General features: G+C 72.5%; 14 protein-coding genes. 5 read left to right on the forward strand and 9 right to left on the reverse strand.

The window, feature by feature from the left end:
- Positions 1–11: 11 nt before the first annotated feature.
- The 4 genes from ACGFT2_RS25160 to ACGFT2_RS25175 form a co-directional block, all read right to left on the reverse strand.
- Positions 12–512, reverse strand: coding sequence for a copper chaperone PCu(A)C (locus ACGFT2_RS25160; protein WP_393281983.1), 501 nt, complete (start codon positions 510–512; stop codon positions 12–14).
- Positions 509–1159, reverse strand: coding sequence for an SCO family protein (locus tag ACGFT2_RS25165; protein WP_393281985.1), 651 nt, complete (start codon positions 1157–1159; stop codon positions 509–511). The genes ACGFT2_RS25160 and ACGFT2_RS25165 overlap by 4 nt, the downstream gene beginning before the upstream one ends.
- An 83-nt stretch (positions 1160–1242) precedes the next feature.
- Complete coding sequence (locus ACGFT2_RS25170; RefSeq protein WP_393281987.1) at positions 1243–2019, reverse strand: YcnI family protein; 777 nt, start codon at positions 2017–2019, stop codon at positions 1243–1245.
- Between the two features lie 163 nt (positions 2020–2182).
- A complete protein-coding gene (locus ACGFT2_RS25175; RefSeq protein ID WP_393281989.1) occupies positions 2183–3013 on the reverse strand; it encodes a hypothetical protein in 831 nt (276 codons plus the stop codon).
- A 186-nt stretch (positions 3014–3199) separates the two neighbouring features.
- Here ACGFT2_RS25175 and ACGFT2_RS25180 point away from each other — a divergent pair, with 186 nt between their 5' ends.
- Both ACGFT2_RS25180 and ACGFT2_RS25185 read left to right on the forward strand, forming a co-directional pair.
- Entirely contained in the window at positions 3200–3646 is a 447-nt protein-coding gene (locus ACGFT2_RS25180; RefSeq protein WP_393281991.1) for an ATP-binding protein, read from the forward strand.
- A gap of 43 nt (positions 3647–3689) precedes the next feature.
- The gene (locus ACGFT2_RS25185; RefSeq protein WP_393281993.1) at positions 3690–4253 is read left to right on the forward strand and encodes a GNAT family N-acetyltransferase; all 564 of its coding nucleotides are present in this window, start codon (positions 3690–3692) and stop codon (positions 4251–4253) included.
- Between the two features lie 101 nt (positions 4254–4354).
- Here ACGFT2_RS25185 and ACGFT2_RS25190 read toward each other — a convergent pair whose 3' ends face one another.
- Both ACGFT2_RS25190 and ACGFT2_RS25195 read right to left on the reverse strand, forming a co-directional pair.
- Complete coding sequence (locus ACGFT2_RS25190) at positions 4355–5839, reverse strand: aminopeptidase P family protein (protein ID WP_393281995.1); 1485 nt, start codon at positions 5837–5839, stop codon at positions 4355–4357.
- A gap of 156 nt (positions 5840–5995) precedes the next feature.
- The gene (locus ACGFT2_RS25195; RefSeq protein WP_393281997.1) at positions 5996–7420 is read right to left on the reverse strand and encodes a PP2C family protein-serine/threonine phosphatase; all 1425 of its coding nucleotides are present in this window, start codon (positions 7418–7420) and stop codon (positions 5996–5998) included.
- Between the two features lie 610 nt (positions 7421–8030).
- On the opposite strand from ACGFT2_RS25195, the gene ACGFT2_RS25200 reads away from it, so the two are divergent.
- A complete protein-coding gene (locus tag ACGFT2_RS25200) occupies positions 8031–8693 on the forward strand; it encodes a bifunctional DNA primase/polymerase (RefSeq protein ID WP_393281998.1) in 663 nt (220 codons plus the stop codon).
- Positions 8694–8748: 55 nt separating this feature from the next.
- Complete coding sequence (locus tag ACGFT2_RS25205; protein WP_393282000.1) at positions 8749–9321, forward strand: hypothetical protein; 573 nt, start codon at positions 8749–8751, stop codon at positions 9319–9321.
- A 260-nt stretch (positions 9322–9581) separates the two neighbouring features.
- Here the strand turns inward: ACGFT2_RS25205 and ACGFT2_RS25210 are convergent, their stop codons facing one another.
- From ACGFT2_RS25210 to ACGFT2_RS25220, 3 genes are all read right to left on the reverse strand, one after another.
- The gene (locus tag ACGFT2_RS25210; RefSeq protein ID WP_393282002.1) at positions 9582–10571 is read right to left on the reverse strand and encodes a DUF5926 family protein; all 990 of its coding nucleotides are present in this window, start codon (positions 10569–10571) and stop codon (positions 9582–9584) included.
- 136 nt (positions 10572–10707) lie between these two features.
- Positions 10708–11346 (reverse strand): ATP-binding protein, encoded by a 639-nt coding sequence (locus ACGFT2_RS25215; protein WP_393282003.1) that lies wholly within the window; start codon positions 11344–11346, stop codon positions 10708–10710.
- 101 nt (positions 11347–11447) lie between these two features.
- A complete protein-coding gene (locus ACGFT2_RS25220) occupies positions 11448–12275 on the reverse strand; it encodes a glycerophosphodiester phosphodiesterase (RefSeq protein WP_393282004.1) in 828 nt (275 codons plus the stop codon).
- 229 nt (positions 12276–12504) lie between these two features.
- Here ACGFT2_RS25220 and ACGFT2_RS25225 point away from each other — a divergent pair, with 229 nt between their 5' ends.
- Positions 12505–13989: a S1C family serine protease gene (locus ACGFT2_RS25225; protein ID WP_393282006.1), complete on the forward strand. Its 1485-nt coding sequence runs from the start codon at positions 12505–12507 to the stop codon at positions 13987–13989.
- Positions 13990–14450: the final 461 nt, after the last annotated feature.

Raw genomic sequence — 14450 nt, forward strand, 5'->3', positions numbered from 1 at the left:
TGGTCCCTCCCTCAGTGGCCGGTCGACGGGTTGTACGTGGCGGACTTCACCGGCATCTCGACGGTGAGCGGCTCGGCCTCGGCGAACGTGAGCTTCACCGTGACCGTCTGTCCCTGCTTCGGCCTGTGTTTCAGCTTCTCGAACATCAGATGGTCGCCACCGCTTCTGAACACGAGCCGGCCGTGGGCCGGTATGGCGAAGGAGGTCTGCTCCGTCATGGCGCCCCCGGCGGTGCGGTGCATGGTGACCTCGCCGGCGACGTCACTGGTGACCGACGTCAGCTCGTCCTTCGCCCCGCCCTTGTTGGCGATCGTCAGGAAGCCGGCCGCCATGTCGGCGGAGACGGGCTGCGGCATGTACGGGGAACTGACGGACAGATCGGCCTTCCCGGAGCCGGAGCCGGAGCCGGAATCGGAGCGGGAGCCGGAGCCGGAATCGGAGCCGGATCCCGAGCAGCCGGTGAGGGCGAGGGCGCCGGTGAGGGCGGCGGCGGTCAGGGCGGCGCGTCTCACGGCTTCGCCCCCTCGACGAGCTTGGGCAGGTCCTTGGTGTAGTCGTCGACCGTGGCGGACTCGCCGTAGAGGACGTAACCGGCGTCGGTCTTGGGCGAGAACGCGATGACCTGCGTTCCGTGCACGGAGACGAGCTTGCCGTTCTTGTCCTTGGTCGTCGGTTCGACGGAGATGCCCACCGTGCGGGCGCCGGCCCGGACGGCCGCGAAGTCACCGGTCAGGCCCACGAACTGCGGGTCGATGCTCTTGAGCCACTTGCCCAGCTCGGCCGGGGTGTCACGGCCGGGATCGGTGGTGACGAAGACGACCCTGAGGTCCTTCCGCGCCGCCGCGGGCAGCTTCTGCGCGGCGACGGCGATGTTGCTCATCGTCGTCGGGCAGATGTCGGGGCAGTGTGTGTAACCGAAGTAGACCAGGGTCGGGTGGCCCTTGGTCTCCTTGCGGAGGTCGTACTTCTCGCCATGGGTGTCGGTGAGGACCAGGTCCGGCTTCTCGAAGGGCTGGTCGAGCACGGTGGCGGCCCTGTTCGAGCCGGATCCCACCGAGACCGCGGCGGACGTGTCCTCGTCGTTCCCGCTGCCGCAGGCGGAGAGGGTCAAGGTGGCGGCGGCGAGCAGTGCGGCCGCGGTGAACGTCTTCTTGCGCATAGAGAAATGTCCCAGATGTGAGAACTCCGGCGCGCACCGGGGTCGTACGGGAGCACGGCCCCGGTGCGCGGACGGCAGGTGGCTCAGGCGGCGGTCCGGCGGCGGCCGGCGAGGACGCCGTAGGCGACACCCGCGGCGCCGACGACGATGCCGACCACGCCGAGCACACGCGCGGTGGTGTCACTGCCGCCGTCGGAGTCCTTGTCGGCGGCCGTGGTCCTCGACGTGCCGGACTCGCCGGACTTCCCGGACTCGTCCGAGGCGCCCTTGGCGCCCGCCGCGCCGTGGTGGTCGTCGGTCGCGGCCGCCAGCTCCAGCACGGGGGCCGGGTTCTCCGGCTCCTCCTGGCCCTTCTGCGGCACCTCGATCCAGCGCACGACCTCCTTGTCGGAGTACGTCTGGATCGCCTTGAACGCGAGCTGGTCGGTGTCCTCGGGCAGGGCACCGACGGACAGCGGGAACTTCTGGAAGTAGCCGGACTCGATGCCCTTGCCGTCGGCGGTCCAGGTGACCTTGGAGACGGCCTCGTCGATCTTCTCGCCGTGCATCGTGAGCGGCTTGTCGAGCTTCGACTTGGTGATCTTCACGGTCCAGCCCGGGATCGGCTGCGGCATGACCGAGGCGATCGGGTGGTCGGTCGGGAGGTTGACCTCGAGCTTGGTCGTCGAGGCGTCGTCACGCTCGTTGGGCACCTTGAAGTCGACGACCGCGTAACCGCCCTTGGCCGCGGTGCCCTCGGGCTGCACGGTGACGTGGGCGAAGGCGGGGACCGACAGGGTCAGCACGGCCGTGCCCGCGACGGCGGCGGCGGCGGCGACACGAGAGGCGATACGACGAGGGGCGACACGAGAAGCCTGCATGGCAGGAGCACTCCACTCTGGTGGTTCCGGTGAGGATGGCGGTGTTGCCGGGAGGTACGCGCGTGCGTGGCCGTGCCACTCGACGGGTGCGCCGGACGCATGCGCGCGGGGCCGCACGACGGCGGCCCCTCTCCCACCGGTGGTGTGGAGTGGTGCGGCCGCGTCAGGCGGCGAGAAGGAAGGCGGCGGCGGGCGGCCCGCGCCGGATCACCGTGTGCTGGAGCGCGGCGGCGTGCGGGGCGGGTGCCTCGTCCCGGGCGGTACGGCGACCGCGTGGGCGCGGCTCGACGGCGGGCAGCAGCCCGGCGCACAGGGCGCGCACCAACGCGAGCGCCCCGCGCAGGGACCGGACGAGCGCCCCCTCGGCGACTCCGTGCGCCGACAGCTCGATCAGCCGCAGCACCGCCAGGTCGCCCCGGCGCAGCAGCCAGCCCGCGACGACGGCCGCGAGGAGGTGGCCGAGCAGCATCGGCAGCGAGGGCAGCAGGGCGGCCGGGGAGCCGCTGGGAGCGGCCATGTGGTGCATGGCCGGCGCGGTGCCCACCGCATGGCCCTCGGGGTCGATGAGGCGCGCGTCGAGCAGGAGCCGGTAGGCGTGTCCCGGGGTGAGCACGGACGGACCCGACCCGCACACCAGGCGGGCGGCCCGCTCGACGAGCGCGGTGTCGTCCATCGCCCCGTCCGCCGGGCCCATCGACATCCCGCCGGTGGCCATGGCCTGCCCGCCCAGCCCGAACAGCGTGTGCAGGACGGCCTGCCCGAGCGCGAGGAGCGCGGCGATGCCGGGCAGCGAACGGCTCCGCCCGGTGAGCGGTGCCGCGAGCAGCAGAGAGCCGAGGAAGCCCGCGCCGAGCGTCCACAACGGCACGCGCGCGCAGGAGGCCAGAGTGTGCCCGGCCGCGGCCAGCACGACACAGACCGCGGCGAAGACCGCGGCCCGCAGAATCCGGAGCCCGGCTCCGGGACGCGCCGTGCGCGGGTGGGGGGCACTCATGGCGGCCTCATCATCGCACTGCCCGCTCCCGGCGGGTACGGCAGGTCGTGGGACGCGCCCCTCATACACCGATTTCTCCCCGGGCGCATCGACCGTATGGGCGCTGTCACGTCGGCTGAGTGCTTACGGCCACCTACGGGCGGCAATACGTAACGGTATGTCGAGCCGCGGCCAGGAGGCTGGAGCATGAGCATCTGGTGGTCACTCCATCTGCGCCGCGAGGCCGCGAGCGTGCCGCTCGCCCGACGCCTGCTGATCGGCACCATGGAGACGGCGGGCGTCGACCCGGAGATCTCCTACGACCTGTCCGTCGCCCTCAGCGAGGCCTGCGCCAACGCCGTCCAGCACGGCGGGGGGACGGCACCCGGTGCTGCCCCGGAGGCGTACCGGGTGACCGCGTACCTCGACGGGGAGAAGTGCCGTATCGAGGTGGCCGATTCGGGACCCGGGCCCGCTCGGCTGCCGGAGGTCCGGCCCGCGCGCCCGGACGCCGAGCACGGCCGCGGACTCTGTCTCATCCGGGAGCTCGCCGATCACGTGCACATCGGCGCCAAGCCCGGCCGGGGTGGCACGGTGGTCAGCTTCGACAAGATGCTCAAGTGGCGCGGGGACGTGCCGCCCGTGGCGGTGTGAGGCCGGGTCCCCTTCTCCGGGGGAGCGGCCCTAGGGTGCGCGCATGCGAATCGAGACCGAGGAGATAGCGGCCGGCGTGACGTTGCGGCTGCTCGCGCGCGGGGACGTGGACGCGCTGTGCGCCGCCTACGTGGCGAACCGCAAGCATCTCGAACCGTGGGAGCCGGTCAGACCGGAGTCCTTCTTCACCGCGGCGGGGCAGTCCGAGCGGGTGCACGGGCTGCTGCGGCAGTACGCCGAGGGTGCCGTGCTGCCCATGGTCCTCGCGGAGGCGGACGGCCGGATCGCCGGGGCCTTCACCCTGACCGGGATCGTCCGGGGTCCCTTCTGCAGCGCCTATCTCGGGTACTGGGTGGCCGCCGACCGGCAGAACCGCGGGCTGGCCAGTGCCGCCGTGCGGCGGATGTGCCGGATCGCGCGGGACACCGCGGGGCTACACCGGCTCGAGGCGTCCACGCTGCTCGACAACGCCGGTTCGCAGCGGGTGCTGGCGAAGTGCGGCTTCCAGCCGATCGGGACTGCTCCTGACTACCTGCACATCAACGGCGCCTGGCGGGACTGCCGGCTCTTCCAGCGGATCCTGCACGACCGCGATCCGGGCACGTGAGGTCCTCCGCACCAGCGCGGTCCGGGCACGTGAGGTCCTCGCGCGCGTGCGGGGACGCCGGCGGCCGGGCGCCTTCCGGTGCCCGGCCGCCGCACGTCCTGTCAGCCCTTCAGCGAGGCCATCCACGTCTCGACCTCGTCGGAGCGGCGCGGCAGCCCCGCCGAGAGGTTCCGGTTGCCGTCCTGCGTGACGAGGATGTCGTCCTCGATGCGGACGCCGATGCCCCGGTACTCCTCCGGGACCGTCAGGTCGTCGGCCTGGAAGTACAGGCCGGGCTCGACGGTGAGCACCATGCCCGGCTCCAGCGTGCCGTCGACGTACGCCTCCACACGCGCGGCCGCGCAGTCGTGGACGTCCATGCCGAGCATGTGGCCGGTGCCGTGCAGGGTCCAGCGGCGCTGCAGGCCCAGCTCCAGGACGCGCTCGACCGGGCCCTCGACCAGGCCCCACTCGACGAGCTTCTCGGCGAGCACGCGCTGGGCGGCGTCGTGGAAGTCGCGGTACTTGGCGCCCGGCTTGACGGCCGCGATTCCGGCCTCCTGCGCCTCGTACACGGCGTCGTAGATCTTCTTCTGGATCTCGCTGTACGTGCCGTCGACCGGCAGCGTGCGCGTGATGTCGGCCGTGTACAGCGTGTGCGTCTCCACGCCCGCGTCGAGCAGCAGCAGGTCGCCGGAGCGGACCGGGCCGTCGTTGCGCACCCAGTGCAGGGTGCAGGCGTGCGGGCCGGACGCGCAGATCGAGCCGTAGCCGACGTCGTTGCCCTCCACGCGCGCGCGGAGGAAGAACGTGCCCTCGATGTAGCGCTCGCTGGTCGCCTCGGCCCTGTCGAGGACCTTCACCACGTCCTCGAAGCCGCGCACGGTGGAGTCGACGGCCTTCTGCAGCTCGCCCACCTCGAAGTCGTCCTTGACCAGACGGGCCTCGGAGAGGAAGACGCGCAGCTCCTCGTCGCGCTCGGCGGTGACCTTGTCGGTCAGGGCCGCCTCGATGCCGGCGTCGTGGCCGCGCACGACCCGCACCGGGCCGGTGGCCTCGCGAAGCCGGTCCGCGAGCTCGCGCACGTCCGCGGCCGGGACGCCGTACAGCGCCTCGGACTCGGTGAGGGAGTGCCGGCGGCCGACCCACAGCTCGCCCTGGCCGGAGAGCCAGAACTCGCCGTTCTCGCGGTCGGAACGGGGCAGCAGATAGATCGTCGCCTGGTGGCCGTCACCCTCCGGCTCCAGCACGAGGACGCCGTCCTCGGTCTGGTCGCCGGTGAGGTACGCGTACTCGGTGGAGGCGCGGAAGGAGTACTCGGTGTCGTTCGAGCGGGTCTTCAGATTGCCCGCCGGGATCACCAGACGCTCGCCGGGGAAACGGGCGGAGAGCGCGGCACGGCGGCGCGCGGTGTGCCCGGCCTGCTCGATCGGCTCCAGGTCACGCAGTTCCGTGTCGGCCCAGCCGGACCGCATGTTCTCGGCCAGCTCGTCGGAGACGCCCGGGTACAGGCCGTTCTTGCGCTGCTTGACGGTCTCCTCGGACTCGGTCTCCGGGCCCTCCGCGGTAGCGGAGTCGGGCACAGCCGGGTTGAGCTCGTCGGACACGTGATCCTCCTCGATACGCCAGTGATCTCCCCCGGGGCCCACACGCTCCTGGCTCGTGGCCGGGCGGGGACCCCCATCATCGTACGGTCGTACCGTCGGCGGACCGGGGCCGGATGACCTGTTATGCCCGGTCATGCCGGAGGCCGGGCGCGCCGCTCAGTCGAAGCGGGCGGCCAGCAGGACGACGTCCTCCTCGCTGTCCGCCGTGTCCAGACCGTCCGGCAGGACGGTGCGCAGGACGTGGTCGGCGACGGCTCCGGGATCGTGACGCACCGCGCGCGGGATGCTCGCGGCGGCCGCGTGCAGCCGGGCGAAGGCGCGGTCCATCGGGTCGCCGGTGCGGTGCAGCAGTCCGTCGGTGTAGAGCAGGACCGTGTCCCCGGCCTCCGCCTGGATCTCCACGCTGGGCGCCTCCCAGCAGGCGAGCATGCCGAGCGGCGCGGAGACGGAGGTCTCGGCGAACTCGGTGCGCCGCTCGCCGATCAGCAGCGGTGGACTGTGCCCGGCGCCGGCCAGGGTGATCTTGCGCAGTGCCGGCTCGCAGTAGGCGAAGAGCGCAGTGGCGGAGCGGGCGGGCTCGGTCAGCCGCAGCAGCAGCTCGAGGTCGGACAGGACGGCGACCGGGTCCTCGCCCTCCATCACGGCGTAGGCCCGCAGGGAGGCGCGCAGCCGGCCCATGGCGGCCACCGCGCTGGGCCCCGAACCGGTGACCGAGCCGACGGAGAGGCCGAGGGCCGCGTCCGGCAGCGGCAGGGCGTCGTACCAGTCGCCGCCGCCGCGCGGGCCGGTGCGGTGCCGGGCGGCGAGCTGCACGCCGGCCACCCGGGGCAGCCGGGAGGGCAGCAGTTCCTCGGTGATGGTCGCCACGCGCACGCGTGCCCGCTCCACCTCCAGCAGCCGGGCGAGGTGCTCGGTGGCGTGCCGGATGTAGAGGCCGGCCAGGTGGCGCTGCCGCTCGTGCGGTTCGGCCGGTTCGTCGTAGAGCCAGACGGCGGCGCCGAGTCGGCCGGCGGAGTCGGTGGCGAGGGGCACGGCGTAGCTGGCGGCGTAGCCGAGGCGGGCGGCCACCTCGCGGTGGCGGGGGTCGAGGCCGTCCTCGGCGAGCAGGTCGGCGTGGACGATCTCGGTGTCCTCGCCGGGTTCGAGGAGGGCGCCGTAGGGCAGTGAGCCGCGCGGGACGGTCTCGATGTGGCCGAGGTCGGCAGGGCCGAGGCCGAGACCCACGGTGGTGCGGGGACCGAGCCCGTCCCCGGGGTGCAGGACGACGAGGCCGCGGCGGGCGCCGACGAGGGCGGCTCCGGCGCGCAGCAGCTCGTGCAGGGCCGTGTCCAGCGCGCTCGTGCGGGAGAGCCGCTCGGTGAGTTCGTGGACGGTGGTGAGGTCGGAGACCCAGCCGGCGAGCCGGTCCTGGAGGAGGGCGCCGGGGGCGGGGGCGGGCGGCGCGGGGGCGTTCGGGACGGATGGGAGGGTGTCGGCGGCGGGGCCGCTGCCCGGGGCGGGGGGAGTGGGCGCGACAGTGTGTGCGGGGGTTGGAACCGTGGGGTCGATTCCAGCCACTTTCGGAGGGTGGGGGGCGTTCATGGCGTCCGGCTTTCAGACCGGTGCGTTTTGCTCAAAAGCATCGCAAACCCCCATGTCACTCTGCGCCGCTAGCAGTGTCTCCACATGTACACGCACTCGTAAGGGGATGTCCAGCATTGTCCTGCGGGGTTTCCTGGTGTCCATGGGTCTGACGCCGATTTCTCCGGAAGCCCTTGCCTTACTGCCAAGTTGGCTGAAAACTGCCTCAGGTATCGGTCCATTGCGGTCGACTGGCCTTGCTCGACGGAGCGTCACAGCGGTCGTGATGGGTACGTACTCGGAGAAGGCCAGGGGTGGCTGGGGGCCACCCGGAACCTGGCGACGGACCCGGGCGTCATAACCACCGATGGCCGAGCCCCATCCTCCCGTGGCGGAGGCGGAGAGAACCACGCGCGAAGGCAAAACGCCATACTTCGCCACCCCCACGCCGCAGCCGTGCTTTTGGAAAATGCACTACGGACGCGGACGCGGCCAACGCTCGACCCCCTGGGGTCCCCCTGCCGCGGGCAGGGGTGTGATGCGCCAATAGGTACGCACAGTGAAGTGATCGACACATGATGTGATGAGTCCACGGTGTTGCCAGCGGTGCAACGGAAAGGAACGAGCGCTCATGCGCGAGATCCTCGGAAGGCGACGCAGGCTCCTGTCCAGGAACGACGGGAAGCCTGAGCTGATCAGCGCGGCGCTGGCCTTCGCGACTCAATGGCAGTGGCCCGTACTCCCGGGCGTGGCCCCGGACCCGCACGGGCGGGCCCGCTGCGCCTGCCCCGACCCGGAGTGCACGGTGCCCGGCGCGCACCCCTTCGATCCCGGCCTGCTCGCCGCCTCCGCCGACGCGCGCATGGTGCGCTGGTGGTGGACCAACCGGCCGAGCGCGCCCATCATCCTGGCGACGGGCGGCAAGGCGCCCTGCGCGGTCAGCCTGCCGGCGCTCGCCGCGTCCCGCGCCCTCGCCCTGCTGGACCGGCGGGGTATGCGCCTCGGGCCGGTGATCGCCTCGCCCACCCGCTGGTCGCTGCTGGTGCGGCCGTACTCCATGGAGCAGCTGGGCGAGCTGCTCTACGCCAAGGACTTCGTGCCGGGCTCCCTGCGCTTCCACGGCGAGGGCGGCTACATCGCCCTGCCCCCGTCCGAGACGGGCCAGGGCGGCGTCCGCTGGGAGCGTCCCCCGCTGCCCGGCTCGGCCTCCCCCTGGGTGCCCGACGTGGAGGCGGTGGTGGACGCCGTGGTCGACGCCCTCACCCGTACGGGTGTGAGCGCACCCGAGTTGTAGGGGGTGTCGGGCGCGGACGGGCCGGTCGGGTCCCGGCGCTCGTTATCTTCGCGACATGCTGTGTCATTCCGGGAGCCGGCCCCCGGACCCCCGAAAGCTTCGTCTGCTCGCCCTCGTGGTCGTCGTGGCGGCAGCCATCGCGCTGCCGCTGACCGTGGCGTCGGCGGGGCAGGTGGGCGACGCGGGGCAGGCGGCCGCCGGGACGCCGTCGGGTGGCGACGGCCCCGCGGAACGCGTCGACGCCAAGGACCCCTCCGCCGCTCCGAGCCGCTCCCCCCTGATCCTCGGCCTCGGCCTCGCCACCGCCGCCCGCTGCGGCCCCGAACTCACCTCGCCCGAGGGCATCGAGGCGCAGACCTGCGTGCTGACCCAGGGCCTGGACACCTGGGCGCGCACCTACTACCGCAACGCCACCGGCGAATCGCTGGACTCCGTGCTGAGTCTGCTGGGACCGGGCGGCCGCACCCTGCAGATGCGCTGCGTCACGGGCGCCGACGACGAGCCGGCCACCTGTGAGACGCCCCGCGAGCACAGCCGGGGCGGACCGGGCGCCTACACGGCCGTCACCGAGTTCGCCGGGCGCGGGGCCGGCGGCGCACTGCTGCTGCGCTCCGGCAGCAACTCATGAGGCACTGAGGGCATTTGCCGCTCGGCCCCGCGGTTCGCACCGGGTGCGGGCATGGAAAGGCCCGGTTGCTGGCGACGGGGGATGCACCAGCAACCGGGCTACTGGAACGGTAACAAGAGATCGGCGGTTCGCAAATTCGGTCCGGGTCATTCGGCCACCGATTTCCCTGTCCCAAGGGGGAGTTGTGACAGGAGTCACCTGTTGTGGGTACGGGTCTCGCGGCTGACCGACCGATCAGCCGCGACCCGGCGCCGGGGTCGTCAGCTGAGCGTGACCTGCCGGTTGGTCAGCCCGCCGCGTGCCCGGCGCTCGTCCGCGGTGAGCGGCTCCTGGACGGCGAGAGCGGCGGTGAGGCGATCGGCGAACTCGGCGGCCGGTTTCTCCACGTCCTCGGCCATGACCCCGCTCGGCAGGTCCCAGACCGGCACGGTGAGCCCGTGAGCACGGAAGGAGCCCACCAGCCGGGTGCCCTCGCCGAGGCTGGAACGGCCCGCCGCGTGCAGTCGCGCGAGCGCGTCCAGAAGCCGCTCCTCCGGATGGGGCATCACCCAGCGCAGGTGGTTCTTCTCCGGGGTCTCGCACCAGTACGCGGCGTCCACGCCGGACAGCTTCACCGTCGGGATCGCGGCGGCGTTCGCCCGCTCCAGGGAGGCGGTCACCTCCGGGGAGGCGTTCTCCGCGTCCGGCACCCAGAACTCGAAGCCGCTGTGCACGACCGGCTCGAACGGGGCGTCGGCGGTCAGCAGGTCCTGCAGCCGCGGGCCCTCGGCGGGGGCGCGGCGGCCCTGCACGGGGGTGCCGGGCTCCGCCTCCAGGGCGCGCAGCAGGGTGTCGGCGAGGTCGCGGCTGATGTCGCCGGACGCCGTGTCGTTCTGCAGGCCGATCAGGACCGAGCCGTCGTCGCGGCGCAGCGCGGGCCAGGCCATCGGCAGCACCGTGGCGAGGGTGACCGAAGGGACGCCCTCGGGCAGGCCGTCCGCGAGCGTCAGCTCGGCCGTCGCGGCCGGGACCAGCTCACGCATGGCGATCCAGTCGCCCTCGCCGGGCAGCCCCTCGAACGGGCGCTGCACCAGCTCGGTCGCGGCGTGCGCCGCGGCCCGGCCGTGGCAGGCCTTGTAGCGCCGGCCGCTGCCGCAGGGGCAGGGTTCGCGGGCGCCGACAACCGGAACCTGTCCATCAGCGCCTGTGGCGCGGGCCCCGTCGCTGAGCTGGGGCCGCTTGGCCTTCGTCTGGGGTCGCTTCTTGGCCATCGTGGGGTCTCCCGGTTACGGCTCTTCTCGTACGGGCGGGAGCCTAGCCGTTCAGGACGGAACCAACGGGAACCTGTGGACAACGCACGCACGCTCGACGCCAGAGGTGTGAACCGGGAGACGATCCGCCGACCGTTCAGCCCAGGTCCTCGAGGGCGTCGGCGAAGTCCATACCGGCCAGATCGGGGAGCGAGGGGGCGGTGACGCGCGTAGCGAAACCGGCGTGCCGGCACCCGGCATCGGGATCGTGCACGTCCGCGTGGACCACCACCCAGACCGTCACCTCACCGCGGACACCGTCCCGCACGCCCCAGTCGTCGGCGAGGGCCGTGATGATGTTCAGTCCCCGGCCGCCGTGCGCGGTCACCGACGGTGTGGCCGGTGCCGGCCGGGTCGGGCCGCCGCCGTCCGTCACCTCGACGATGAGCCGGCCCCGGGCGTCCACCCGCCATGCGGCGCGGACGTCGCCGTCGCCGGCCGGAACGTCACCCAGGGGGCGTCCGTGTTTGCAGGCGTTGCTCAAAAGTTCGGAAAGGATCAGTACGGCATCGTCGATGACCGTGTCCGATACGCCGCCGGTCCGTAGTTGCGCACGCATCCGGTGCCGGGCCTTCCCCACGCCCGCAGGACCATGGGGAACGGCCATGCTCGACGACGTGGGCACCTCCTGTGCCACCACAAACGCCACCCCCGAGACCTCCTTTGCCCCACGCCACGGTGTGGATGCCCCATTGGCCTGTACCGGAAACCGGCCAGTCCCCTTCCACCGACGCATTCGAAACGCTCGTACACGCATCGAACGCGCCGGAGCACACTCCGTGACGATCCGGCCGCCCCGTGCCGCCCACCGTCGGCGGCCGGCACGGGGCGCGGGTTTCAGCGGCCGAGTCGGTCCAGTACCGCGCGCGGGCGGTTGGTGATGATGGCGTCGATGCCCAGCTCGACGCAGAGGTCGACGTCCTCGGGCTCGTTCACGGTCCACACGTGCACCTGGTGGCCGGTCCGCTTCAGCCGCTCCACGTACGCGGGGTGACTGCGCACGATGCGCATCGAGGGGCCCGCGATCCGCACACCCGCGGGCAGCCGCCCGTCGCGCAGTCGCGGCGAGACGAACTGCATGAGGTAGACCGCCGGCAGGTTCGGCGCGGCCGCACGCACGCGGTGCAGTGAACGGGCCGAGAAACTCATGACCCGCACCGGGGACTCGGCGGCGCTGGCGGGCGCGTCCAGGCCGAACCGCTTCAGCAGCACCAGCAGCCGCTCCTCGACCTGGCCCGCCCAGCGTGTGGGGTGCTTGGTCTCGATGGCCAGCTCCACCCGCCGCCCGGCGTCCGAGACCAGTTCCAGCAGCCGTTCCAGGGTGAGCACGGACGTGTCCGCGGGGTCCTCCGGCCGGCTCTCCCAGTCGGGCTCCTCGTCCCGCCCGTGCCAGGCCTCGCGGGTCTTCCAGGAGCCGAAGTCCAGCGCGGCGAGGTCGGCCAGTTCCAGCGCGGAGACGGCGCCACGGCCGTTGGAGGTACGGTTCACCCGCCGGTCGTGGACACAGACCAGATGGCCGTCCGCGGTCAGCCGTACGTCGCACTCGAGAGCGTCCGCGCCGTCCTCGACGGCCTTTCTGTAGGCGGCGAGGGTGTGCTCGGGAGCGTCCTCGGAGGCGCCCCGGTGGGCGACGACCTGGATGGAGTGCTGTGGTGCGTGGGTCACCGCGTCATGGTGCCACCGTCGCCCGCTGGGCGGGGCGTCGCGGACGCGGCCGTACGACGAACGGGCTGTACAGCATGCTCGTTTATGTAACTTTTGTCTAAATGATCCTATATAAAGAGGGCCCCTCGGACCCACAGCCACCGCTTATGGTGCTCTGACGGCCCTTGGGAAAAGCTGACTGCAGACGAATACGACCGACGACAACAGGCGTGGATCGAGGAGAAGAGCTGTGAGCACCGAGAACGAGGGCAACGCGGTACCCCCGGCCCCGTCCGCACCTCCCGTGCCGGTGGCCTCTTCCGCCGCTTCCCCGCAGGGCCCCGCGCCCGAGGGGGGAGCGCCGACGGCTCAGCTGCCACCGGTGCCCCAGGACGCCCCGGCCGTGGCCGGACAGGGCCCGATGCCCGCCGGTCAGGGCCCTGCGCATCCCGCCGGCCCGCCCGCACCCGCCCCGGACGGCTCCTGGCCGCCTCCGCCGGCCACTCCCACCTACGGTGACGGCGGCGCCGGCGGCTTCGGCGGTACCGGTGGTTTCGGCGGCCCGGGCGGCGCCGGCTGGGGAGCGTCGTACCAGCAGCCCGCCCCCAAGCCGCGCAGCGGGCGCGGCGGGCTCGTCGTCGCGGTCCTGGCGGCCGCGCTGGTCGCGGGCGGTCTGGGTGGCGGCCTCGGCTACACCCTGGCCAAGGACAACGACGGCGGCGGCTCCACCACCGTCTCGGCCTCCGACGGCAGCGCCGCGCAGATCAAGCGCGCGCCCGGCACGATCGCCAACGTGGCCTCCAGGGCCCTGCCCAGCACGGTCACCATCGAGGCGGAGGGCAGCGACGGCCAGGGCGGCACGGGCACCGGCTTCGTCTTCGACAAGCAGGGGCACATCGTCACCAACAACCACGTGGTGGCCGACGCGGTGGACGGCGGCAAGCTCTCGGCCACGTTCCCGGACGGCAAGAAGTACGCCGCCGAGGTCGTCGGGCACGCCCAGGGTTACGACGTCGCCGTCATCAAGCTCAAGAACGCCCCGTCGGACCTCAAGCCGCTCGCGCTGGGCAACTCGGACAACGTGGCCGTGGGGGACGAGACCATCGCCATCGGCGCCCCCTTCGGCCTGTCCAACACGGTGACGACCGGCATCATCAGCGCCAAGGACCGCCCCGTGGCCTCCAGCGACGGCAGCTCCAGCAGCAAGGCGTCGTACATGAGCGCCCTGCAGACCGACGCGTCGATCAACCCGGGCAACTCCGGCGGCCCGCTGCTGAACGCCTCCGGCGCGGTCATCGGCATCAACTCGGCGATCCAGTCCAGCAGCAGTGGCGGCTTCGGCTCCGGCCAGTCCGGCTCGATCGGCCTCGGCTTCGCCATCCCGATCAACCAGGCCAAGTCCGTCGCCCAGCAGCTGATCAAGACCGGCAAGCCGGTGTACGCCAAGATCGGCGCCTCCGTCTCCCTGGAGGACTCCGGCGACGGTGCGAAGATCACCGACCAGGGTGCGGGCGGCGCCGCGGCGGTCGAGTCCGGCGGTCCGGCGGCGAAGGCCGGTCTCAAGCCCGGTGACGTGATCACCAAGCTCGACGACCACGTGATCGACAGCGGTCCGACCCTGATCGGTGAGATCTGGACCCACAAGCCGGGTGACAAGGTCGCCATCACCTACAAGCGGGGCGGCCAGGAGCACACGGTGGACCTGACCCTGGCCTCGCGCGACGGCGACGGCTGACCCGCACGACGGGTACGCGCACGCACGTGACCAAGGGGTGCCTCTCACGGGAGGGGCACCCCTTCACGCGTCCCGGGAAGCGGTCGTGCCCCTGGGAGCGAACGGCGCCCCGCGGAGGGCGCGCCGGGCGAGCGACGGGCGCCCCGCGAGTGAACGGGCGCCCCGCGAGTGAACGGGCTGGCCGGCGTGGCCGGCTGACTGGCTGACCGGCGTGGTCGTCGCGACTGGCTGACCGGCGTGGCCGGCGGTCGGCGCGACCGGCTCATCGGCGTGACCGGCTCACCGGCGTACCAGCGTGACCGGCTGGGCGGCGGGCCATTAGCCAGCCACCAGCCACCAGCCACCAGCCACCAGCCACCAGCCACCAGCCACCAGCCACCAGCCACCAACCACCAACCACCAACCACCAGGTGACCACCGACCAGGTGACCATCGACCAGTTGTGCAGTTCTCGGCGGACC

It is taken from the genome of Streptomyces sp. NPDC048514 (genome assembly GCF_043199955.1).
In the GTDB taxonomy this organism is placed as follows: domain Bacteria; phylum Actinomycetota; class Actinomycetes; order Streptomycetales; family Streptomycetaceae; genus Streptomyces.